Source organism: Thioclava nitratireducens, assembly GCF_001940525.2.
GTDB lineage: Bacteria > Pseudomonadota > Alphaproteobacteria > Rhodobacterales > Rhodobacteraceae > Thioclava > Thioclava nitratireducens.
This window is the reverse complement of sequence record NZ_CP019437.1, coordinates 2,110,118-2,130,992: the sequence shown is the minus strand read 5'-3', so window position 1 is coordinate 2,130,992 and position 20,875 is coordinate 2,110,118. Positions and strand designations below refer to the sequence as shown.

Sequence of the window (20,875 nt, the reverse complement as noted above, 5' to 3'; positions counted from 1 at the left end):
GACCGACCATGATCCTCGACGCAGCCATTCTCATTCTCGCCCTGATCGTCCTTGCCGCGATGTTCCTGCCGCAGCTACGCGACCTGCCGCGCTGGCGCGCCATGGTGACGCCGCTGGCCTCGATCATCGGCTCGGGCTTCCTGGTGCTGGGGCCGATCCTAGAGGTGCGCTACGGCAGTTTCGCGCCGCTTGCGATGGCGGCCTTGTGTGGCTTGGGATGGCTGTTCGGCGCGGCCGTGCGCGCCAATATCCGCGCCGAGGACGTGCCCGACACCCGCGCCGTCAAGCGCATCGAAGAGGTGGCACAGCTCGCACTCGCCTTCGCCTATGTCATCTCGGTCGCCTATTACCTCAACCTGTTCGGGGCCTTCGCGGTTTCGCTTACGCCGTGGAACACGGCTTTCGCGGCGCGCGCGGTGACGACGACGATGCTCGCCATCGTCGCGATCGCCGGGTTCTCGGGCGGGTTCAAACGACTCGAGCAGATGGAATATGCCTCGGTCGCACTCAAGCTCGCGATCATCGCCGGACTGATCCTCGGCCTTGCGGTCTATTTCGGCAAGGTCGCCGTCGCGGGCGATCTTGTGGTCGATGCGCCGACGCTGGGCCCGTGGGACTCTTTACGGCTGCTCTTCGGCCTGATCGTGACCGTGCAGGGGTTCGAGACCGCGCGCTATCTGGGCAAGAGCTACGATGCCGACACCCGGGTCGCTGCGATGAAATGGGCGCAGATGCTCGCGACCGCGATCTACATGGTCTATATCGCGCTGCTGGCTTACATCTTCACGCCCAACGCCCATAACCTGACCGAGACCGCGATCATCGACATGATGCGCGTCGTAGCCCCGATCCTGCCGGCCATGCTGGTAGCCGCGGCGCTGGCCGCGCAGTTCTCCGCTGCCGTGGCCGATACCGGTGGCGCGGGCGGTCTGATCGCGGAATTCTCGCGTGGGAAGATCCCGCAAAAGGCGGCCTACCCGGTGTTGATCGGCGCGGGCATCGTGCTGACCTGGACGACCGACCTGTTCCAGATCATCTCCTACGCCTCGCGCGCCTTCGCGGGCTATTACGCGCTGCAAGCAGTGCTGGCCGCACTGCAAACCGAAGGGACGAAGCGCCACGCGTTCTGGGCACTTGCTGCGCTTGGGGTCGCGATCACGCTTCTGGGCATCCCGGCCGAAGGCGACTGAGGCGCATATCCGGCCAAGCTAGCTCTCGGCCCGCGCCTGCGCATGCAGCCGCGCATCGAGCGCGTAGTAATCCCCTATGAAGCCGCGAATATCGTCCGTCAGGAACGCCTCGTAAGGTGGGGTGCGCGCCCCCATCCAGTCCCCCGGCAGGGCATCGGAGAGATCGCGCGTCGGCGTCCCGCGTGTCTTTTGCGCCGCATTGGTCAGCCCGAGCCGGATCTCGCGCAGATCCTCCGGCAGGCGCTCACGCAGGAAGGCCTCGAAACTCTCGATCTTTTCCAGCGCGAAGAGCCTGTCCCAGCGGCGATTTTGCAGGTAGCTCCACTGTGCCGCCCAGTGGCTGTCCTGGACCTCGCGCGCAGTGGCGTTGATGTAGAAACAGAATTGGCGAAAGCTCAGCCCGCGCTCGACCATCTCCCGGTCCGGCGCGTCTCCACCCGCGAAGAACGCATAGACCGACCGGGTATGATGGAGCACCGAGTCCTGCATTCGGTTGCGCCCGAATTTGTCGCAATAGCAGCTGACGAGCCGATCGACGGGATCGCGCAGAAGCGCGACCGAGACCCAATCCGGCGCGTGATCAACGCGAGCGCGTGCGGCGAAGGCCCAGTGGCGTGCCTGCATGCGGCTCTGTCCGGAATCGAGCCAGTAATGCGACATCCCCGGCTCGGGTCGTCCATCGCCCACCAACCGCAGAGCCCAATCCTTGACCGAGGTATTGGCGACCTTCGCGATCGGGCAGAACACCGCCCGCGCCGGCGCAATGTAGAGCATCGCGCCATCGTACTGGCTACGATCCTGATCGCGCAGAAGCCGGGCCTTGCGTCGATATTCCTCCGACCCGCGCAGCTCCCGCTCGACATCGGCCACGCTCGCGCGCCGCTCTTTCAACGCCGCCTGCGCCCGCGCTTCCGCAGGCCGCCCGAGATAGGCCTGAAACAACGTGTCGATCGCGGCAGGCGTGGCGCGCATCTGCGCGGCCAGTTCCGGATCGGCAAAGGCGACGGGCTGCAGGGATAAATCCGTCATGCGGCGAGACTTTCATAGCGGGACATCAGAGGCGCGAGCTGCGCGGGCCAGCCATATTGCGCCACGTCTTCGGGGCGGCGCTGCGAGCCGATCGCCCCCGTCATGGCATCGCGCAACAAGCGACGAAGCTGCACCGGATCGTCCGCGACATGAACGCCGCTCAGCCCCTCCGCGTCTTCAAACCCGCGCATCGCGGGGCGCATCGCGACGACGGGCTTGCAGGACAAAAGCGCCTCCGCGGTCTTGAGATTGGTGCCGCCTCCCTCGGTGATCGGCAGGCAGATGGCGCGGGCGTGGTACAGAAGACCACTCAAGGTTTCTTCCGCCACCACGCCCAGGGGCGCGACGAATTCCGCGTTCATCTGCGCGTAACGTTCATAGCGGGGGTCGGTGGTAATAAGGTGGGTCATCGCCCCCGCGACGGCGAGACGGCTACGCGGCGGAAGGAACCCCGGAATTTCGCCAAAAGACGCCCAATAGCCCGTGGCGTTCGGCGGATGCGCCGAGCCCGCAACGAGTGCGTAAGCCCCATCCAACGGTGCTGGTGGAAGCGCCTCGGGATCGGGCGCCCAGCAGCCGTTCGGAGCCACGACGATTGCCGGCGCGCCCGGCTGGCACGCGAAGTGCCGTGCATCGGCCTCGCAGACCGCGATGACCAGATCGGCTGCCGCGACGAGCGCCGCTTCGAGCGCTTCCGCCTGCGCGCGCCAATGTGGGTCGATCAGCGCCGCCTCGACATTATGGGCGGAATAGATGAGCCGGGCGCGGCGCAGGATGGGGTCGCGTTCCAGCGCTTCGGCGAAAAGCGGATAGAGCCAGGGATGCTCGAACTGCACCGCGTCGGGTGCGAAATCGCGCAACTCGCCGATCAGCCCGGGGATCAATGGATGAGCGGCGAGAGCGTCCGATATATGCAGATCCTCTCGGCGCTGCGGATCGTGGAGACGCGGCAGCAGCGCCATCGGCACCGCCGTACGTTGCTCGTCCGGGGAGCCGTCGGGATAGCCGCGCGTCGAATAGATCGGGACATAGCGAAAGATATGCCCCGCCTCCCGCGCCTGCCGCGCGATCGCTGCGACCCGGCGCTGACCGCCATGTAGCGGGCGGTGGATCGGATAATGACCGAAAGCGGCGATCTTCATGCGGCGTCCTCCCGGTAGGTCGTGGCGTCTTCCGCAAGCGCGTAGGATGTGGCGGGACGTGAAGATTTCTCCGACGAGTCCACGTCGAAACCTTCGGTCAACGTCACTCGAAAATCAGCCCATCGATGCGGCTTGAACCGCTCCGCTTGCGCGCAGGCCGCGCGATAGGCCGCCTCGTCCACCATCAGCGCCTCGGTGCGCGCAAGCCAGCGCTCGCCCTCGAACAGACCGATCGCCTCGGAGGCCCCGCCCCCGGCTTCGATCAGCGCCGGCGCATCCGACGTGAGACAGGGTTTGCCATGCAGCAGCGATTCCACGACAGGCAGGCCCCACCCTTCGTAATGGGAGGGGTAGATGGTGAAGCGACAGTTGCCGTAGAGCACCTGCAACTCGGCATCGTCCACATCGTCGAGGATGCGGATCGCGCCATGCGGCAGGCCGGGATCGGCCCGCACCATCGCGAGCAGCGGGTCGATCGACCAGCCGGGCTGCCCCACCCAGACCAAGGGCAAGACATCGCCGCCGTGCCGCGCACACAGCTCCCGCCAGAGGCGATAGGCGAATGCGTGGTTCTTGCGCGGCTCTTGCGTGCCGACCATGAGGACGTAACGCCCGGGCTCCAGGTTTCGGTGCGCGAAGATTCCCGCGAGATTGTCCGCGGGCGTGGTTCGCGGCAGCGCATCGGCACCGAGGGCAACGACACGCACGTGGGTCGGGTTCAACTCGGGGTAGCCGCAACTGGCGGCGTGGGCGAGCAGATCGCACCGCGTCACCTCTGAATTCGTCCAGATCCGATCCACCCCCCAGAGCATCCAATGCAGCGCGGGCGGAAAAGTCTTGCGCGTAGTGGGTTCGGCGACATGCCCCCAGAGGATCGGGATCAGGTCATGGATGTAGTAGCTCAGCCGCCAGCCGTGGGACTGGCGCATCTCATAGGCCGCGCGGTAACGCGCGTCGCCCCAGAATCCGCCAGCCGAGACATAGTCACTCACTTCCTCGGGCGAAATCCGGTTTCGATCGGCGCAGATCTCGTCATGGACCGTATCGATGAGCCCGTAATGCGCCCGGTGATTGAGCGCATCGAGCGCGCGGATGCGCGGCGCGATAGGCGGAGCGATCCGCTCGAGCCGTACGAGCCAGCGGCGCATCTGGGCATATTCGTCACCGCTCAGCCGCAGCAATTCCTCCGCCGCGGCGCTCTCACGCCGCGCACGAAGTGCAGCTTCGCTTGGTCTTGCGCCCTGCCCCGAGTCGCGTCCGACCGCCCGCAATCTGCGCGAGACTCGCCAGACAAACCGCCCGATCCGCGCCCATGACCGCCAGCGGCGCGGCGCGGTGAGGGCGCGCGCAGGCGCCTCCGGCTGAAAACCGTTGCGAAAGATGACCTCTTCGAAGATCGCCTGAGGGATGCGATAGAACCCGCCACGCGCCTCGTCATAGATCACTGGCACCGTCCCCACGCCGAAGTGCGCGGCAAACGCCCGCCAGACCTCATGTTCCACCCGAAGGATGCCCATGGGGCGCCAATGGCGGAACTGATAGCTCGTGCTGAGATCGATCAGGATCGTCTTGTCGCGCATCGCGCCCCTCCATGGCCAGTTCTTGACCCGACTCGAGCTATAGCGCGCTGCCAGTTCACGTCCGGTTAATGCGCATTCATCCCATCCGACGCCTTGAAGCGCCCTGATCTTCCCCCTATATTCCAAAGCGTTCCCGGCAACGGGGACTATGGGCATAAACGCGCATGTAATAAGCGGATCGGACCCGGGGGCGGTACCCGGCGGCTCCACCAATCAACCCTCGTTGGGGGAGAATGGGGCCGAAATAGGATCGACGAACGTGTAAAGATGTTTGCTTTGTCCCGGTGAGCCACCACCGTTATCGGTGCAAATTGTACAGTTGCCAACGACAACCGTGCTCCGGTCGCTCTGGCTGCGTAAGCAGCTCGGGTAACCGAAACTTAACTCCTTGCGCTTAGCCGCGTAAGGCGGGGCCCGCAGGAGCCTTGCAACAGAATCCTGCATTTCTTCCCCCCTTTGTTCATTCGATCACCGTAAACCGGTTTGATATTCGTGCCTGCAATGCTCGCCCGAAAGGATCGGCTGGACGAGATCGACGGGTTGTTTGACGCGGATGTCTTGACCAAAGGACCGATCTCTGGGCTCGAGATTCGACCGGAGGTTTTCGGCGAACGGGTGCCGGCGTTGCGGGCGCATTTACACGGAATTCAGATAGCCGTGATGCGCCATGTCGAATCCGGCGAATGGCTCTGGACGCTTCTGAAAGTCGCGGGAAAATCCGCGCAGACCGCGCGTTCGGTGGGGTTTACCGGACAATTGGCCATGCGATTTCGCGGAGAAAAAATCGTGGAAGCTTACAACACTCACGACGTGATCGCGCTGTTCGAGGGCTTGGAACTGATGCCCCCCGACACGGTCGCGCTCTGCCTATCCGGGGAGATGCTGGAGTAAGCAGAAACGCTACCCCGTCTCGCCTCTAGGATGCAAAGGCATCGATCGCGGCGAGGCTGGCGCGTCCCCGCAAAGTCGCGCTTCGCGCTCCCTCGCCCGCCTTGCGGCCCGCCAAGAATCCCCTATGCTTGAGGCCGAGAAGAAAGGGACTTGGCCATGACGCAATCCATTGATTACGGAAACCTGATGCATCACGCGATGCGCGGGCTGATCCAGACAGTGCTGAGCGACATCGCGGCGAATGGCCTGCCCGGTGAACACCACTTTTTCATCACCTTCGATACCCGTCATCCCGACGCCGAACTCGCCGATTGGCTGCGCGAACGGTACCCCGAGGAAATGACGATCGTCATCCAGAATTGGTATGACAATTTCGAAGTGGGCGAGGACGGTTTCTCGATCACGCTGAACTTCGGCAATTCGCCCGAGCCGCTCTATGTGCCGCTCGACGCGATTACCACCTTCGTCGATCCCTCGGTAGAGTTCGGCCTGCGTTTCGAGACGCAGGAATATGACGACGAAGACGAGTTCGAAGAGGAAGAAGTGGCCGAGGAAGAAGAGGCGGCCCCCGCCGCGCGTGGCGAGGCCGAAGTCGTGAGCCTCGATCAATTCCGCAAGTAACCCGGTGGCGTCGGAGCCTCCGGACCGCGAAGCGCTTCTGTCGCTTTATCGCGGCTATCTGACTTGCCTGAACGAACAGGACTGGGCGCGTCTCGGTGATTTCGTGCATCCCGAGGTCACTCATAATGCGCGCCCGCTTGGCCTCGCGGGCTACCGGGAGATGCTCGAGGGCGACCATCGCGCGATCCCCGACCTTCATTTCGATGCGGAAACGCTTGCGGCCGATCCGCCAGTGATCGCAGCACGGCTGCGCTTCGACTGCACGCCGGTGGGAATGCTCTTCGATCTGCCGGTGAACGGCCGCCGCGTGAGGTTCGACGAGCATGTCTTCTATCGCGTTGCAGATGGCCGCATCCGCCAGGTGCATTCGCTGATCGACCGGGATGCGATCGCCGCACAGATCTGAGAGCCGCCCCAAGTATACCTCCGTATACCGTTGCAAAATTCCTTCGCGGGCCCTATCAGTGCGTGCGAAAGATTGCGCGCAATCATGGAGGCCCAGATGACCGCGACCCGCACCGAAACCGACAGCTTCGGCCCGCTTGAAGTTCCTGCAGACAAATATTGGGGCGCGCAGACGCAGCGCTCGATCATGAACTTCCCGATCGGATGGGAGCGCCAGCCGGTCCCGATCATCCGCGCGCTCGGCGTGATCAAGAAAGCCTGCGCGATGGCCAACAAGGCGCAGGGCAAGCTGGACGCGAAGATCGCCGATGCGATCATCGAGGCGGCCGGCGAAGTGATCGAAGGAAAGTTCGACGACAACTTCCCCCTCGTGGTCTGGCAGACCGGATCGGGTACGCAGTCGAACATGAACGCCAACGAGGTGATCTCGAACCGCGCGATCGAAATTCTGGGCGGCGAGATGGGCTCGAAAGACCCGGTCCACCCGAACGATCACTGCAACATGGGGCAGTCCTCGAACGACACTTTCCCGACCGCGATGCATGTCGGGATCGCGATGCAGGCGCGCGACGTGCTGCTGCCCGGTCTGCGCAAACTGCACGCGGCGCTGGAAGCCAAGTCCGAGGACTTCAAGGACATCATCAAAATTGGCCGCACCCACACGCAGGACGCGACGCCGCTGACTCTCGGCCAGGAATTCTCCGGCTACGCCCATCAGGTGAAGAAGGGAATCGAGCGCGTCGAAGCCTCACTCGGCGACATCTACGAACTGGCCCAAGGCGGCACCGCCGTCGGCACCGGTCTGAACACCCAAGTCGGTTGGGCCGAGACGGTGGCGGCGAATATGGCCGAGATTACCGACCTGCCCTTCGTCACCGCGCCGAACAAGTTCGAAGCGCTCGCCGCGCATGACGCGATGGTCATGTTCTCGGGCGCGCTGAAAACCGTGGCCGCCTCGCTCTTCAAGATCGCCAACGACATCCGCCTGCTGGGCTCTGGCCCGCGCTGCGGCCTGGGCGAGCTGATCCTGCCGGAAAACGAGCCGGGCTCCTCGATCATGCCGGGCAAGGTGAACCCGACGCAGGCCGAAGCGCTGACCATGGTCTGCGCCCATGTCATGGGCAATGACGCGGCCATCGGTTTCGCCGGCTCGCAAGGCCATTTCGAGCTCAACGTCTACAACCCGATGATGAGCTATAACGTGCTGCAATCCATGCAGCTTCTGGGCGACAGCGCCTCGGCCTTCACCGACAACATGGTTGCCGGCATCGAGGCCAACGAGCCGCGCATCGAGAAACTGCTGCACGAGTCGCTGATGCTGGTCACCGCGCTCGCGCCGACGATCGGCTACGACAACGCGACCAAGGTCGCGAAGACCGCGCATAAGAACGGCACCACGTTGAAGGAGGAGGCGATCAAGCTTGGCTTCGTCGACGAGGAAACCTTCGACAAGGTCGTCCGCCCCGAGCAGATGATCGGCCCGAAAGCCTGATCCAGCTTCCATGAATGACGAAGGGCGGCCCAGTGGTCGCCCTTTTTCATTGGGGGGCTCTGCCCCCGCGCTTTCAGCGCTCCCCCGGGATATTTCGGCAAGCCCGATGCAGCCATGTCCGTTCGGGCTTGTCTAAATATCCCGGGGTGAATGTCGAAGGCAGAGGGGCAGCGCCCCTGCCCGGCCCGCAGTTCTCAGGCAAGATGAAGATGTACGCGGCGGTTCATCTTGCCCTTCTTCTCGATCTTGCCGAGCCGGAGGCCACCGATCTCGCCGGTCGAGGCGACATGGGTGCCGCCGCAGGGCTGCAGGTCGATGCGGTCGGCAGCTTCGCCGATCGCGACCAGCCGCACCCAGCCCTGCCCCTTGGGCGGCGCGACCGAGAGCGTCTTGACCAGCTCTGGCTGCGCCTCGAGTTCGGCATCGGTGATCCAATGCTCGACCACTTTCAGGTCTTGCGCGACCCAATCGTTCAGCTGCCGTTCGATCGCTTCCAGATCTTCAGGCTTCTCCGGCATATCGAAATCCAGCCGCCCCTTGTCGGACCCGATCTGTCCGCCCGTCACCGGCAGCGGGATCGCGACCGACAGCAGGTGCAGCGCGGTATGGACGCGCATGTGGCGGTGGCGGCGTTCCCAGTCGAGACGCTGCTGCACCTGAGCACCGACAGGCGGCAGGGGTTGCGGCTCGGCGGGCACGAGGATCACCGCGCCGGGCGCGCCGGGTTCGGCCTTCACGGTGGTCGCGATCTCGATCTCGCCGCCGTCCCAGACCAGCTTGCCGCTATCCCCCGGTTGGCCGCCGCCGGTCGGGTAGAAGATCGAATCCGCGCAATAGATGCCGCCTTCGTCGGTCAGCCCGGTCACCCGAACTTCGAGATCGCGGGCATAGGGGTGGATACGGTAGCTTTGCTGCTGCGATTGTTTAACGGTCTCCTGCATCGGCCTCTCCATCGGAACTGTCGTGGCGCTGTTGTTCTAACCCTTCCGGACCTTCGCCGGGTTGGGGCTTGCCATACTCGGCGCGGCTGACGGGGCGCTTGGAGGCGGTGTCGTCACTGTCCTCCGACCCCTTGTCCTCGGCCTTGTCGGATTGCGCCTCGGCGTCGTCCTTACTGGGCCGCAGCACCTCGGGGTTGCGCAACCAGACGTCGCGCTGTGCGAAGGGAATCTCGATCCCGGCCTCGGCGAAGCGTTGATTGATCTCGTGGTTCATCTCGCTCTGGACGCGGAGGATGAAGTTCACGTCCGAGAGGATCACGCGCACCTCGAAATCGAGGCTGTCCGCGCCGAAGCCCTTGAAGATCACGACAGGCTCGGGGTTCATCATCACCAGCGACTGGTTCGCGGCCACCTCGTGCAAGATGGTCTCGACCTTGCGGGTGTCGGTGCCATAAGCCACGCCGACCGGCACGATCAGGCGCCCCGTGACATTGCCGCGCGTCCAGTTCGTCACCTGCCCCGAGATCAGGTCCGCATTGGGCACGATGACTTCGGTGCGGTCGAAGGTCTCGATCCGGGTGGAGCGCACGGAGATCGCCTTCACGATTCCCATCTGGCCGTTGACCTCGATCCAGTCGCCTTCGGAGATCGGGCGCTCGATCAGGAGGATGATGCCCGAGACGAAGTTCTGCACGATGGTCTGCAGACCGAAACCGACACCGACAGAGAGCGCACCGGCGACGATGGCGAGCGAGCTGAGGTCGATCCCGGCCGAGGAAATCGCGATCACCGCGGCGAGGAAGATGCCGAAATAGCCAAGGCCCGAGACGATAGCGTTCTGCCCGCCCTTGTCGATCTTGGTCTTCGGCAGAAGCGAGGTTTTCAGCGCCCCTTGCAGGAGCCGGGTAACCATCAGGCCGATCACGAAGACGATCGCGAAGGTCAGGAAAATGCCAGGCGAGATCGTGACGCCGCTGACCGAGACACCGTTCTGGAAACGCGTCCACATCTCGGCCAGATCGGCCGGGCGCGCGCCCCAGATCAGAGCTGCGGGCGGCATCGCGAGCAGGCCAAGCAGGAAGCCGATCAGCGCCGGGATCAGAGAGTCGCGCCCGTCGTCCTCGCGCCGGGCGACCAGCACATAGACATCGGTAAAGAACTGGTTGAGCACCAGCAGCAGCGCGATCAGCCCCAGCGTCAGGATGGTCGGGAAGATCAGCGCGTTGGCGGCGTTGATATAGCCGATACCGCCCAGAACCGGCGCGACCACCGCGACCGCGATCAGCGCATTGCCGAGCGCCCCCACGAGCCGGTCGCGGAACGCGCCCTCCTCGGAGCCGGAGGTCTCGTTGCGCAGGTGGCGCCGCAGCAGTTGCCCGAAGCGGAATAGCGCGATCGCGGCAAGAACCTGCAGCGGGAAGACCAAGACGCCGAAACCGGCATCGAGCGTATGCCCCGCCGCATCGATCTCTTCGGCCGTTTTCGCGCTTCCCTCGATCACATCCTGCCCGCGCGCGACGAGCCAATCGCCGAACGGGCCCTGGATCGCCGCGAAAACCGCCAGCGAGATCGTCAGCAACCGACCTTCGCGGCGACGCTCGCTTTGCAGGGTGAAGGGCGCGACTTGCCGGTCGTTGCGCGGGAAGATGCGGCCCGAGAGCCAGAAGGCGACGAAGGCCGCGCTCAGCACCACGCCGATCGCTATGAGCAGCTCCATCCATCGCGAGCCGAAGAGTTCGGTCTGAACCAGCGCAGCTTCGAGCAGTACGATCCCCGCGATCGGCAGCAGGAGCTGCCCCAGCGAGACGATGAAATCGATCACTCTCTGCGCATTGCGCGCCAGCCGCGCCTCGAGCACATCGGCCAGCTTGTCGATCCATGTCCGGCCGCGCGCCACCAGAAGCAGCGCCACCAGCAGCAAGCCCACGATCGCGGGCGCGTTGTTGCGCGCACTGGCATAGGGATCGGTGTCATTGAGCTGCTGGCCCATCTCCGAGGCTAGCTCGGAGGTCAGTTCCGACAGCACTTTCAGACCCTCGGGCCAGTTTATCGGGTTCAGCGGCGAGGGTGTGAGCCGCAACAGCTTGTCAGTCTGCCGCGCGCGCAGAAGCTGGTCGATATTGGCAACGATGGAATCCGCGCGGCTCGCGGCCTCGGTCGCGCGCAACCCCGGCGATTGAAGCTGCGCCAACTCGTCGTTGAGCTTCTTGCGCCGGTCGGCGATCGCCTTGTCCTCGCTCTGGCCCTCCTTCGGAGGAGGTCCGAGCGCTTCGATCTGCGCCTTGACGGTCGAGATCTGGCTGGCGTTGATATCCTCGGCCGCCTTGAATTTCTCGCGCCAGTTGACGACCTCCTGCCGGATCTTGTCGAATTCCTGGCGCTGTGCCTTGTCGGCCTGCACCATCTGCTCGGCTTCGGTCGCGGTTTTTTCCCACGCCTTGTAATCCGGCGGCTCGGGGCTTTGTGCAAAGAGGATCCCCGGAAGCGCCAGCGCGACGGCCAGCAATAGCAGACGCGCCAGACGCAGGATCGTCATCCCTCGAACACCTCCGGCATCTCACGCGGGGCCCGGTCGAGCCATTCCGGCACAGGCAGACCCTTGCCCTTGAGGAAGTCGGGGTTGAAGAGCTTCGACTGGTAGCGGTTGCCGTAGTCGCACAGCACCGTCACGATCGTGTGGCCCGGGCCCATCTCGCGCGCCATATGCATCGCGCCCGCGATATTGATCCCCGAGGAGCCGCCCAAGCAGAGGCCTTCTTCCTGCAGCAGGTCGAAGACCACCGGCAGCGCCTCGCTATCGGGGATGTTGAAGCTCATATCCGGGGTGAAGCCCTCGAGATTGGCGGTGATCCGCCCCTGCCCGATGCCTTCGGTGATCGACGAGCCCTCGGATTTGAACTCGCCGGTCGTGTAATAGCTGTGCAGTGCCGCGCCATCGGGATCGGCGAGGCCGATCTTCACGCCCTTGGGCTGCAGCGCCATGCCGGTGCCCGCGAGCGTGCCGCCCGAGCCCACCGCGCAGATGAAGCCGTCGACCTTGCCGCCGGTCTGATCCCAGATTTCGGGGCCGGTCGTTTCGATATGAGCCTGCCGGTTCGCGGTATTGTCGAACTGGTTGGCCCAGATCGCGCCATGCGGATCGGTCTTGGCCAGTTCCTTCGCCAGCCGCTCGGAATAGCGCACGTAGTTGTTGGGGTTGCGATAGGGCGCGGCCGGGACCTGCACCAGCTCGGCGCCGGCCAGCCTCAGCATGTCCTTCTTTTCCTGGCTCTGCGTCTCGGGGATCACGATCACCGAGCGGAAGCCCATCGACGCGCCCACGAGCGCGAGGCCGATGCCGGTGTTGCCCGCCGTGCCTTCGACGATCGTGCCACCGGGTGCGAGCTCGCCGCGCTGGATCGCGTCGCGGATGATGTAGAGCGCCGCGCGGTCTTTCACCGATTGGCCGGGATTGAGGAATTCCGCCTTGCCGAGGATCGTGCAGCCGGTCTCTTCCGATGCCTTCCTGAGCTTGATGAGCGGGGTATTTCCCACCGCCGACGCCAGATCGCTGCAGATACGCATCGCGCTTTCCTCCCGTATCGAGTTGCCCGCCACGGGGCCGTTGAAGCCAGACTTAGGACGCGGCGCGCGCCACCTCAACCCCGCGATTACGCGACGCCCGCCATCCGCTGCAGTGCGGCGCGCTGCCCGGCGAGCCAGAGTGCGAGCACGACAAGCGGCGCATTGCCCGCCTCGCCGGTCGCCACCAGCGTCATCAGACGCTCGAACGGCACCAGATGGGCGCGGATATCTTCATGCTCATCGGCCTTGCCGCCAAGCTGCGCAGCCTCGTCGGGAAGATCGGCGATCCCGATATAGGAATAGACGAATTCGCTCTTGGCTCCTGGCGACGGATAGTAGCGCGGGGCCTCGATGAGGCGCGCAATCGTGATGCCCGCCTCTTCCCCCGCCTCGCGCAGCGCCGCTTCCTCGGGGGTCTCGCCGGGATCGACCCGGCCCGCGATCGCCTCGATCATCCACGGGTTCGGCTCACCGCGGGCCAGCGGCCCGGTGCGGATCTGTTCGATCAGCATCACCCGGTCGCGCACCGGATCATAAGGCAGAACGACGCTCGCATCGCCCGAAACGAAGGCCGCCCGGTCGAGCTTGGCGCTCATGCCTCCGGCAAAGAGCCGGTGTTCCAGCTTGTAATCTTCAACGGCGAAAAACTTAGCATAGGCAGTCTGTTGCGCGTCGATCTTGATGTCGCCATCCTGCAGGTCGCGGCGCAGGTCCTGCGCCATCGGGGCAGCGCGCGCCCGCAGGATGGAGGCCGCGCGCACGAGGATCGCATGATAGCGCGCATTGGCGGCGTCGGGCCCGACGGCCTGCGCTTCGGCGATGAACAGGCGCGCGGCTTCGGTCTTCAGCGCTGCCCATTTCGGCGCCCAGTCGCCGAGCGTCCACTCCGCGCCGACCTCCCAGCGATCGGCCTGCGGCAGCCAGAGCTTCGCCTCGCGCGACCCCGCCCCAGTTTCCAGTTCACGAATCTCGGCGTCGTACCCATCCTCGTACCACGCGATGCGCTCCGCCTCGGCCTCGGTCAGATCGGCCACGACCCCGCGCGTCACCGCCCCCGGCGTTTCGATCAGGATCGGAAAGCCCAGACCCTGCCCCTCGCGGCAGGCCTCGTGCGGCGCGAAACCTTCCAGCCGTGCCGGAACGAGCTGCGGCACACGTCCGATCACCGCCTCCAGCAGTGGCGGATGACAAAGCGTTCCGTAAAAGAAATGTGGTTGCATGAGCATCCCTGCAGCTTGGCGCATCATGCGCTTCAACCTGCAAGGCAAGCGCGCGATGTCAAGCCAAGGGTGCGGCCCGCGCGGTGTTCAGCGCCCGTAGCGGCGATAGGCGAACTCCGACAGCAGGCCCGCGCCCATCGCGCCAAGACCGAGCGTGATGACCGGCGCCACGCCCAGCGAGGCCACCCCGATCGCGACACCCTGCCCGATGACATCGGTCACGGCGGAGAGCACGTCGTCATAGCGCATCCGCAGTGCCAGCTTCAGCATCTGGATTGTGCCGAGGAAGAAGAAGGTCCACATCAGGACATAGATCCCGCCGCGCAGCCCGTCATTGATTGCATCGACCCAACGCCGTCCCTCCGACACGCCCACCACGCGCCAACCAACCAGAAGCCCGAAGGAGCCCATGATCAGGCCCAGCTCTTTCGCGCCATCGACCCCGGCCGGAATCGCAGGCATGATCTGTTGGGCGGCGAAGAACCCCGTCGCCCCGAGCGCGAGCGCCGCGAAAAGTTTCGCGAGGGTCGGGATTTGCGCCTGCGACTTGCGCACTGCGATACGTTGCATCATTGCCGGGCCTCCATCTCGAAACCGATCCGGTCTGAGGGTGATCCCTACTGGTTAACGCGCGATTACGGCGAAACTATGAAAGACTGACGTAAGGTAACACGACATCAAGAAGGCCATCACGAAGGACGCATTTGTCCGGTCGCGTCGCTCGCTTTCACACGTCAGGCCCTCGCGCCGCCCAATGCATCCCGCGCCGGATGATCTCGGTCACCTGCTCGACCTTCAGATCGTCGAGCGTGTGTCCGATCGAGCAATAGAAGATCCGCCCCTTGTCCCAGCGCCGCTTCCACACGACCGGAATCACAGTGCCCTCGATCCACCACAGGTGATCGCCCGAGAAGGTCGTCGTCGCGAGCACCTCGTTGCTCGGATCGGTAAGCATATAATACTGCTCGGATTTCAGCCGGAAGCTGCGGATGCCCTTCACGATCGGATCTGCGGGGCGGCAGATCGTGACGTCGTAATCGACGTAATCGTCGGTCGGCACAAGGTTGTCCGGCCAGCCCGGTGGATGGGCGACGAACTGCCCGCCGATCAGGAAGTGGTAGGTCGGGCGGTCGCGGAAGGCATCGCCCATATGGCCGTGCCAGCCCGCCAGCCCACAGCCGCCTGCCACCAGCTTGAGAAGCCCGTCCTCCTCCGCCTTGGTCATGTTTCCGAATTCCGGCTGGTGCGCGGAGCGGGCGGACGACCAGATCGGCACGATCAGGTCGCAATCAGCCATCTTCTCGGGCTCGGCAAGGGGCGCGAGCGTGTCATGCACCACCACCTCGAAGCCCTCGCCCTCCAGCAGCTCGCGGCACCAGTCTGCGAATTCGGTCGGCGCGTGGCCTTCCCAGCCTCCGACGAAGAGAACGGCTTTCATGATTTATCCTTTCGCGTGAAATCGACCATCGAAGCCATGTCGCGCGCCCCTCGGCCCGCAGCTTCGGCGGCGCGCAGCCGCTCCAGCACCACCTCGCCCTGCGGCAGCGCGACGCCAAGCTGCGCGGCCAGTGCCTGCGTGACCTCCATATCCTTGCGCGCCAGCGCCACTGTGAAACTGACCGGGTGGGCCGCCTCGTCCAGATAAAGCGGCTTGCGGTAGCTCAGCATCGGCGCGGCGGCGGCCGAAGCCTCGATCGCGGCAAAGGCCGTGCTTGTGTCGATGCCTGCCGCGTCGGTGAGGCTCAGCGCCTCGGCGAGGGTCTGGTTGAGGCTGTGGATCAGCATGTTCACGGCGAGCTTCATCACCGCGCCGTCGCCCACATTGCCCAGACAGATCACCGTCTTGCCCATCGCGTCGAGCGCAGGGCGCAGCGGCGCCGCCTGATCCTCGGTGCAGCCCGCCATGATCATCAGGCTCGCCGCCTCGGCCGCGGCTGTGGAGCCCGAGACCGGCGCGTCGATCACCTGCCAGCCTGCGGGGGCCTCGCCCGCGAGATCAGCGATATGTTCGGGGCTCATCGTGCCCATCTCGAGCAGCGTCAGCGGACCGGACGCGGCGAAGAGACCGTCCTCTCCCAGATGCACGGCGGAGGACGCCGCGTCGTCGGAGAGCATCGTCACCACCAGTTCCGTCCCCTCCGCCAGGGCGCGCGGGGTGGCGGCCACCCCTGCTCCGGTCTCGGCGGCGAAGGTCTCAGCGCGGTCCGGAGAGCGGTTCCAGACCGTCACCTCGTGCCCGGCCGCGATCAGGTTACGCGCCATCGGCGCACCCATCCGCCCGAGCCCCGCAAACCCGATCCGCATCACGCGACCTGTTCTTGCTCGATCCCGGAAATCGCTGCGACGAGACTGTCCTCGGTCACTTCCTCGGCGGTGAAGCGGCGCATCACGCGGCCATGATACATCGCGAGGATGCGGTCCGAGACATGAAGCACTTCGGGCATCTCCGAAGAAATCACGATCACCGCGTAGCCCGAGCGGGCAAGCTCGCGGATCAGGTCGTGGATCTCGGATTTCGAGCCCACGTCGATGCCGCGCGTTGGCTCGTCCACGATCAGGATGCGCGGATGCATCGCGAGCCATTTGCCGATCACGATCTTCTGCTGGTTGCCGCCCGAGAGATTGCCGACCGCCTGCCGCCAGCTGGGAGTCTTGATCTTCAGCGTATCGCGATACTGGTCGAAGATCGCGATCTCGGCCCCGTCCGACACGAACGGCCCCGAGGTCAGATCGCCCACCTGTGGCAGGGTGATGTTGTCGCGGCAGTTCATGCCAAGCACCAGCCCCTGTTCCTTGCGGCTTTCGGGCACCAGCGAGATGCCTTTCGCGATCGCGTCGGCGGGCGAGTGGATCGAGGTCTCCTTGCCGTCGATCTCGATCGTGCCGGCGGTGGGACGGCGCAGGCCGAACAGCGTCTCGGCGATCTCGGTGCGCCCCGCGCCCACAAGACCGTAGAAGCCCAGCACCTCGCCCTCGCGCAGCTCGAAGCTGACATCCTGGAACAGCTTGCCGCAGCTCAGCCCCTCCACCTTCAGGGCGACGTCACCGGTCTTCACCTCGGCATGCTGGCGGCGCGACAGGTCGAGCGAGCGCCCGATCATCAGCTGGATCACCTCGTCCTCGGTGGTGTCGCCGGCGACCAGCGTCCCGCGATAGCCGCCATCGCGCAGCACCGAGATCCGGTCGGCCAGCGTGAAGATCTCGTCCATTCGGTGCGAAATGTAGACGATGCCGACGCCGCGCGCCTTCAGGTCGTTGATGATCTCGAACAGCACCACCTTCTCGGCATCGGTCAGCGAGGCGGTCGGTTCGTCGAAGATCACGACCTTCGCATCTACCGTCAGCGCGCGGGCGATCTCTACCATCTGCTGGTTGGCGATGGAGAGTGCGCCCACCCGGTCCTTCGGGCCGAAGCCGCAATTGAGGCGTTTGAGGATTTCCTCCGACTTGGCGAAGAGCGTCTTCCAGTCGACCCGGCCAAGGCTCCGGCGCGGCAGCTCGCCAAGGTAGATGTTCTCGGCGACCGTCATCTCCTCGGCCAGCGACAGCTCCTGGTGGATCAGCACCACGCCGCGCCGTTTTGCCTCGAGGGGCGTACGCATCGTGACCGGTTTGCCCTCGATCTCGATCGTGCCCTCGTCGGGTTGATACATCCCGGCGAGCACCTTCATCAGGGTGGATTTGCCCGCACCGTTTTCGCCCAGCAGCGCGTGGACCTCGCCTGCGCGGACGTCGAATGTCACGTCGTCCAGTGCGCGCACACCGGGAAAGGTCTTGACGATCCCCTTGAGTTGCAGCGCGGGGGTCTTGGTTTCAGCAGCGTCGCTCATACCCGAAGCTCCTCTTTGCCCTTGCGGTTGAGCTGCTTGTCGAGCAGCAGCACGGCGATCAGGATCGTCCCGAGGATCACCAGCACGTAGAAAGCGGGCACCTGCATCAGGTTCATCCCGTTGCGCAGGATGCCGATGGCGAGCACGCCGCCCAGCGTGCCGATGATATTGCCCGCACCGCCGTTCAGCTTGGTGCCGCCAAGCACGACCGAGGTGATGACCCACAGTTCGTAATTCGTGCCGAGGTTCGGCGTCGCCGCGCCCATCTGCGAGGACAGCGTGACCCCTGCGAGCGCCGCGAAGAAGCCGACGATCATGAAGTTGATCAGCATGTGCGGCCCCACGCGGATCCCCGCATTCACCGCTGCTGCCCGGTTGCCCCCCACCGCGTAGGTGTTACGGCCATGCACGGTGCGCGCAAGTAGCAGATGCACCACTACCGTGCAGACGAGGAATAACACCGCCAGCGTCGGCAACGGTCCGAGATTGCTCGACCCGAAATCCGAGAAGGAGAAGTTCATCGCGAAGAAGGACTGTTCCTTGGTGTAGACGAAGACGAGCCCGCGCACGCCAAGCATCGCGCCCAGCGTCACGATGAAGGCATCGACCCCCGTTTTCCAGACGATGAACCCGTTGAGCGCGCCAAGGGCGGTGCCCGCTACCAGCGCCGCGACTACGGCGGGCAGGAGCGCCCAGTTGCCCCAGGCCGAGAACATATCCCAGCCCTGAATGTCGACGCAGAGGCTTGCCGCGAGGGCGACGACCGCACCGACGCTCAGGTCGATATTGCCGTTGATCATCACCAGCGTCATGCCGAGCGCGATCAGGCCGATGGTCGAGGTCTGCACGAGGATGTTCTGGAAGTTCTGCACCGCGAAGAAATACGGGTTCGCGAAGCTGAAGAACACGAATATCAGAACGATGAAGCCCCATATCGGGTTGGCTGCGAGCCAACGCACGGGCGATTTGATAACGGTATCCGCCATTGTCTCCTCCTCAGGCGATCGGGGAAAGCAGCCGGCCACGCTTGGCCGCGATGTCGAGCCAGACCGCGAGGATGATCACCACCCACGTCACCAGCCACTGCACGTAATATTCGAAGCCCATCAGCAGCAGGCCGTTCTGGATGAAGCCGAGGATCAGCACGCCGATCACCGTCTTCCAGATCGTGCCCGAGCCGCCCAGCAGCGACGTTCCGCCGAGGATCACGCCCGCCAGCACCTGCAGCTCGTAGCCTTGGCCCACGTTGTTCTGCGAGCCCATCACCCGGCTGCCGAGGATGATCGCGGCGATGGCGACGCCGGTGGCCGAGATCAGGTAGGTCAGGAACACCACGCGCGAGCGCCGCACGCCCGAGAACACCGCCGCCGTGGCGTTGCCGCCAGTGGCGTAGATGCGCCGTCCGAAGGGGGTGTAGGCCATCGTCAGGTGCAGCACGATCGCGCAGATCCCGAAGATCACGATGGGCGTCGGGATGTCGAAGATCGAGCCGCGCCCGAAAATCTTGAACCAGGTCTGATCCTGATTGACGATATCGACGTTCTTGCCGCCCGAATAAATCAGCGTGAGGCCCTGTATCGCCGAGAGCATACCGAGGGTCACGATCAGCGAATTCAGCCGCGCGACGCCGACGAGCAAACCGTTCACCGCGCCGAGCGCCAGAGTGGCGACCAGCATCACACCAATCGCCGGTGCCGGGCCGATCTTGTCATGCAGATCGACCACCAGGACGGTCGAGAAGGACAGCATCGAGCCCACCGACAGATCGAGATTGCCGCCGATCACCACCACCGTCACGCCTAGCGCCATGACCCCGATGATCGCCGAGGAGCGTATCACCGAGAAGAGGTTCTCCGGCGACAGGAACCGATCCGAAAAGATCGAGAATCCGATCAGGAACAGAGCGAAGGCCACCAGGATGCCCTGCCGCGCCAGCACGCCGGCGATCGTTTTCCACCTGTCTCGGTTCATTCCACTCCCCCTGCTGTCACGCGCCACGCGCGCCGTGTGCGGGCTGCTTGCGGCAGCCGGCTTCTCCACATGCGAATTCGCCATTTTCTCCTCCCGTCGGGCAGCCTCCTCGCTGCCGCTGACGGCGGGTCAGACCAGTGTCATACCGCCGTCGATCATCACGATCTGTCCCGTCATGTAGTCACTGTCGGGCGAGGCGAGGAACGTCGTGGTTCCCGTGATATCGGCAGGTCGTGCGACCCGTCCGCGCAGGATGCCCGAGGCGAACTCCTCCATCGCCTGCCCGGGCGCCTGCGCCGCGCCGATCTCCATCAGGTCGCGATCGACCTCTTCCCACATCTCCGTCGCCACCACGCCCGGCGCGAAACCTGTCACGGTGATATCGTGCTTCGCAAGATCGCGCGCGCCTGATTGCGTCAGCGAAACCACCGCCCATTTCGAGGCGCAATAGGGCGCCACGTTGTCAAAGCCCTGACGGCTCGCGATCGAAGCGGTGTTGATGATCTTGCCACCACCGCCCTGCGCGATCATCTGATGGGCTGCTTCCTGCATCCCGATCAGAGTGCCGAGCCCATTGATATCCATGATGAAATGCCAATTATCTTCGGTCACGTCGAGGAAGTTCATCGGGCGATTGACGCCCGCATTGTTGAACACCACGTCGACCCGGCCGAATTCCGCAGCGACCTTCTGCATCATCGCGCGCACTTCGTCACGCTTGGTCACGTTCACCTGCGCCGACATCACCCGGCCACCCGCAGCTTCCGCGCGCGCCGCATTCTCCGTCGCAAGTTCGGCGACCCGCTCACCGTTGAGATCGGCGAAACAGACATCCGCCCCCTCATCCAGCAAAGCCTCGGCAATCGCGCGTCCAATACCGCGCGCAGCACCCGTCACGAGACAGACCCGTCCAGTTACGCGTCCCATCGAATTCTCCGTTTTTCCTGCAATAAGGTGGGCATGGGTCGCCCCGTGAGCTTGACCCATGCCCTGGGGAGG

At 64.6% G+C, this 20,875-nt stretch carries 19 protein-coding genes and 1 other RNA gene; 6 read left to right on the top strand and 14 right to left on the bottom strand.

The genetic code is table 11. The features are described from left to right. Positions 1-8: 8 nt before the first annotated feature. Positions 9-1,190: a hypothetical protein gene (locus BMG03_RS10255; protein WP_240496893.1), complete on the top strand. Its 1,182-nt coding sequence runs from the start codon at positions 9-11 to the stop codon at positions 1,188-1,190. A gap of 18 nt (positions 1,191-1,208) precedes the next feature. Here the strand turns inward: BMG03_RS10255 and BMG03_RS10250 are convergent, their stop codons facing one another. Genes BMG03_RS10250 through BMG03_RS10240 form a run of 3 tightly spaced genes read right to left on the bottom strand, consistent with a single transcriptional unit; the run spans position 1,209 to position 4,941 of the window. Beyond that, complete coding sequence (locus BMG03_RS10250) at positions 1,209-2,219, bottom strand: sulfotransferase family 2 domain-containing protein (protein WP_075776509.1); 1,011 nt, start codon at positions 2,217-2,219, stop codon at positions 1,209-1,211. Further along, positions 2,216-3,361 carry a glycosyltransferase gene (locus BMG03_RS10245; RefSeq protein ID WP_075776510.1) on the bottom strand — a complete coding sequence of 382 codons (1,146 nt, stop codon included), beginning with the start codon at positions 3,359-3,361 and terminating at the stop codon, positions 2,216-2,218. Before BMG03_RS10245 ends, BMG03_RS10250 begins: the two co-directional genes overlap by 4 nt. Next, on the bottom strand, positions 3,358-4,941 hold the full coding sequence (locus tag BMG03_RS10240) for a glycosyltransferase (protein ID WP_075776511.1): 1,584 nt from the start codon (positions 4,939-4,941) through the stop codon (positions 3,358-3,360). Before BMG03_RS10240 ends, BMG03_RS10245 begins: the two co-directional genes overlap by 4 nt. 89 nt (positions 4,942-5,030) lie before the next feature. Between BMG03_RS10240 and ssrA the strand changes: the two genes are divergently transcribed. From ssrA to fumC, 5 genes are all read left to right on the top strand, one after another. After that, positions 5,031-5,386: a transfer-messenger RNA gene (gene ssrA, locus BMG03_RS10235) on the top strand. A 95-nt stretch (positions 5,387-5,481) separates the two neighbouring features. Further along, a complete protein-coding gene (locus tag BMG03_RS10230) occupies positions 5,482-5,832 on the top strand; it encodes a hypothetical protein (RefSeq protein ID WP_157771579.1) in 351 nt (116 codons plus the stop codon). Between the two features lie 156 nt (positions 5,833-5,988). Then, complete coding sequence (locus BMG03_RS10225; protein WP_075776513.1) at positions 5,989-6,453, top strand: SspB family protein; 465 nt, start codon at positions 5,989-5,991, stop codon at positions 6,451-6,453. A gap of 4 nt (positions 6,454-6,457) precedes the next feature. Then, positions 6,458-6,859 (top strand): ester cyclase, encoded by a 402-nt coding sequence (locus tag BMG03_RS10220; protein WP_075776514.1) that lies wholly within the window; start codon positions 6,458-6,460, stop codon positions 6,857-6,859. Between the two features lie 96 nt (positions 6,860-6,955). Continuing rightward, positions 6,956-8,350, top strand: a complete 1,395-nt coding sequence (gene fumC / locus BMG03_RS10215) for a class II fumarate hydratase (RefSeq protein WP_075776620.1) — start codon at positions 6,956-6,958, stop codon at positions 8,348-8,350. 194 nt (positions 8,351-8,544) lie between these two features. Here fumC and BMG03_RS10210 read toward each other — a convergent pair whose 3' ends face one another. The 11 genes from BMG03_RS10210 to BMG03_RS10160 all read right to left on the bottom strand — a co-directional run bounded on the left by BMG03_RS10210 (position 8,545) and on the right by BMG03_RS10160 (position 20,803). After that, positions 8,545-9,291, bottom strand: coding sequence for an alanyl-tRNA editing protein (locus tag BMG03_RS10210; protein WP_075776515.1), 747 nt, complete (start codon positions 9,289-9,291; stop codon positions 8,545-8,547). After that, on the bottom strand, positions 9,275-11,827 hold the full coding sequence (locus BMG03_RS10205) for a DUF3772 domain-containing protein (protein WP_075776516.1): 2,553 nt from the start codon (positions 11,825-11,827) through the stop codon (positions 9,275-9,277). The genes BMG03_RS10210 and BMG03_RS10205 overlap by 17 nt, the downstream gene beginning before the upstream one ends. Further along, positions 11,824-12,855 carry a cysteine synthase A gene (locus BMG03_RS10200; RefSeq protein WP_075776517.1) on the bottom strand — a complete coding sequence of 344 codons (1,032 nt, stop codon included), beginning with the start codon at positions 12,853-12,855 and terminating at the stop codon, positions 11,824-11,826. Before BMG03_RS10200 ends, BMG03_RS10205 begins: the two co-directional genes overlap by 4 nt. Before the next feature lie 86 nt (positions 12,856-12,941). Beyond that, a complete protein-coding gene (locus tag BMG03_RS10195) occupies positions 12,942-14,075 on the bottom strand; it encodes an NUDIX domain-containing protein (protein ID WP_075776518.1) in 1,134 nt (377 codons plus the stop codon). Between the two features lie 87 nt (positions 14,076-14,162). After that, positions 14,163-14,648, bottom strand: coding sequence for a TrgA family protein (locus BMG03_RS10190; protein ID WP_075776519.1), 486 nt, complete (start codon positions 14,646-14,648; stop codon positions 14,163-14,165). A 154-nt stretch (positions 14,649-14,802) separates the two neighbouring features. Continuing rightward, the gene (locus tag BMG03_RS10185; protein ID WP_075776520.1) at positions 14,803-15,513 is read right to left on the bottom strand and encodes a ThuA domain-containing protein; all 711 of its coding nucleotides are present in this window, start codon (positions 15,511-15,513) and stop codon (positions 14,803-14,805) included. Continuing rightward, entirely contained in the window at positions 15,510-16,379 is an 870-nt protein-coding gene (locus BMG03_RS10180; protein ID WP_075776521.1) for an NAD(P)-dependent oxidoreductase, read from the bottom strand. The genes BMG03_RS10185 and BMG03_RS10180 overlap by 4 nt, the downstream gene beginning before the upstream one ends. Further along, entirely contained in the window at positions 16,379-17,905 is a 1,527-nt protein-coding gene (locus tag BMG03_RS10175; protein WP_075776522.1) for a sugar ABC transporter ATP-binding protein, read from the bottom strand. Before BMG03_RS10175 ends, BMG03_RS10180 begins: the two co-directional genes overlap by 1 nt. Next, on the bottom strand, positions 17,902-18,891 hold the full coding sequence (locus tag BMG03_RS10170) for an ABC transporter permease (protein WP_075776523.1): 990 nt from the start codon (positions 18,889-18,891) through the stop codon (positions 17,902-17,904). The genes BMG03_RS10175 and BMG03_RS10170 overlap by 4 nt, the downstream gene beginning before the upstream one ends. A 10-nt stretch (positions 18,892-18,901) precedes the next feature. Further along, positions 18,902-19,876, bottom strand: coding sequence for an ABC transporter permease (locus tag BMG03_RS10165; protein WP_075776524.1), 975 nt, complete (start codon positions 19,874-19,876; stop codon positions 18,902-18,904). A gap of 129 nt (positions 19,877-20,005) precedes the next feature. Next, entirely contained in the window at positions 20,006-20,803 is a 798-nt protein-coding gene (locus BMG03_RS10160; RefSeq protein ID WP_075776525.1) for an SDR family NAD(P)-dependent oxidoreductase, read from the bottom strand. Positions 20,804-20,875 lie beyond the last annotated feature (72 nt).

Bases quoted from the DNA above. Each gene is read 5' to 3' on its own strand.
- BMG03_RS10225 (WP_075776513.1), top strand. From the start codon at position 5,989: ATGACGCAATCCATTGATTACGGAAACCTGATGCATCACGCGATGCGC.
- BMG03_RS10195 (WP_075776518.1), bottom strand. From the start codon at position 14,075: ATGCAACCACATTTCTTTTACGGAACGCTTTGTCATCCGCCACTGCTG.
- BMG03_RS10180 (WP_075776521.1), bottom strand. From the start codon at position 16,379: ATGCGGATCGGGTTTGCGGGGCTCGGGCGGATGGGTGCGCCGATGGCG.
- BMG03_RS10250 (WP_075776509.1), bottom strand. From the start codon at position 2,219: ATGACGGATTTATCCCTGCAGCCCGTCGCCTTTGCCGATCCGGAACTG.
- BMG03_RS10205 (WP_075776516.1), bottom strand. From the start codon at position 11,827: ATGACGATCCTGCGTCTGGCGCGTCTGCTATTGCTGGCCGTCGCGCTG.
- BMG03_RS10170 (WP_075776523.1), bottom strand. From the start codon at position 18,891: ATGGCGGATACCGTTATCAAATCGCCCGTGCGTTGGCTCGCAGCCAAC.
- BMG03_RS10255 (WP_240496893.1), top strand. From the start codon at position 9: ATGATCCTCGACGCAGCCATTCTCATTCTCGCCCTGATCGTCCTTGCC.
- fumC (WP_075776620.1), top strand. From the start codon at position 6,956: ATGACCGCGACCCGCACCGAAACCGACAGCTTCGGCCCGCTTGAAGTT.
- BMG03_RS10165 (WP_075776524.1), bottom strand. From the start codon at position 19,876: ATGAACCGAGACAGGTGGAAAACGATCGCCGGCGTGCTGGCGCGGCAG.
- BMG03_RS10210 (WP_075776515.1), bottom strand. From the start codon at position 9,291: ATGCAGGAGACCGTTAAACAATCGCAGCAGCAAAGCTACCGTATCCAC.
- BMG03_RS10185 (WP_075776520.1), bottom strand. From the start codon at position 15,513: ATGAAAGCCGTTCTCTTCGTCGGAGGCTGGGAAGGCCACGCGCCGACC.
- BMG03_RS10200 (WP_075776517.1), bottom strand. From the start codon at position 12,855: ATGCGTATCTGCAGCGATCTGGCGTCGGCGGTGGGAAATACCCCGCTC.
- BMG03_RS10190 (WP_075776519.1), bottom strand. From the start codon at position 14,648: ATGATGCAACGTATCGCAGTGCGCAAGTCGCAGGCGCAAATCCCGACC.
- BMG03_RS10175 (WP_075776522.1), bottom strand. From the start codon at position 17,905: ATGAGCGACGCTGCTGAAACCAAGACCCCCGCGCTGCAACTCAAGGGG.
- BMG03_RS10160 (WP_075776525.1), bottom strand. From the start codon at position 20,803: ATGGGACGCGTAACTGGACGGGTCTGTCTCGTGACGGGTGCTGCGCGC.
- BMG03_RS10240 (WP_075776511.1), bottom strand. From the start codon at position 4,941: ATGCGCGACAAGACGATCCTGATCGATCTCAGCACGAGCTATCAGTTC.
- BMG03_RS10245 (WP_075776510.1), bottom strand. From the start codon at position 3,361: ATGAAGATCGCCGCTTTCGGTCATTATCCGATCCACCGCCCGCTACAT.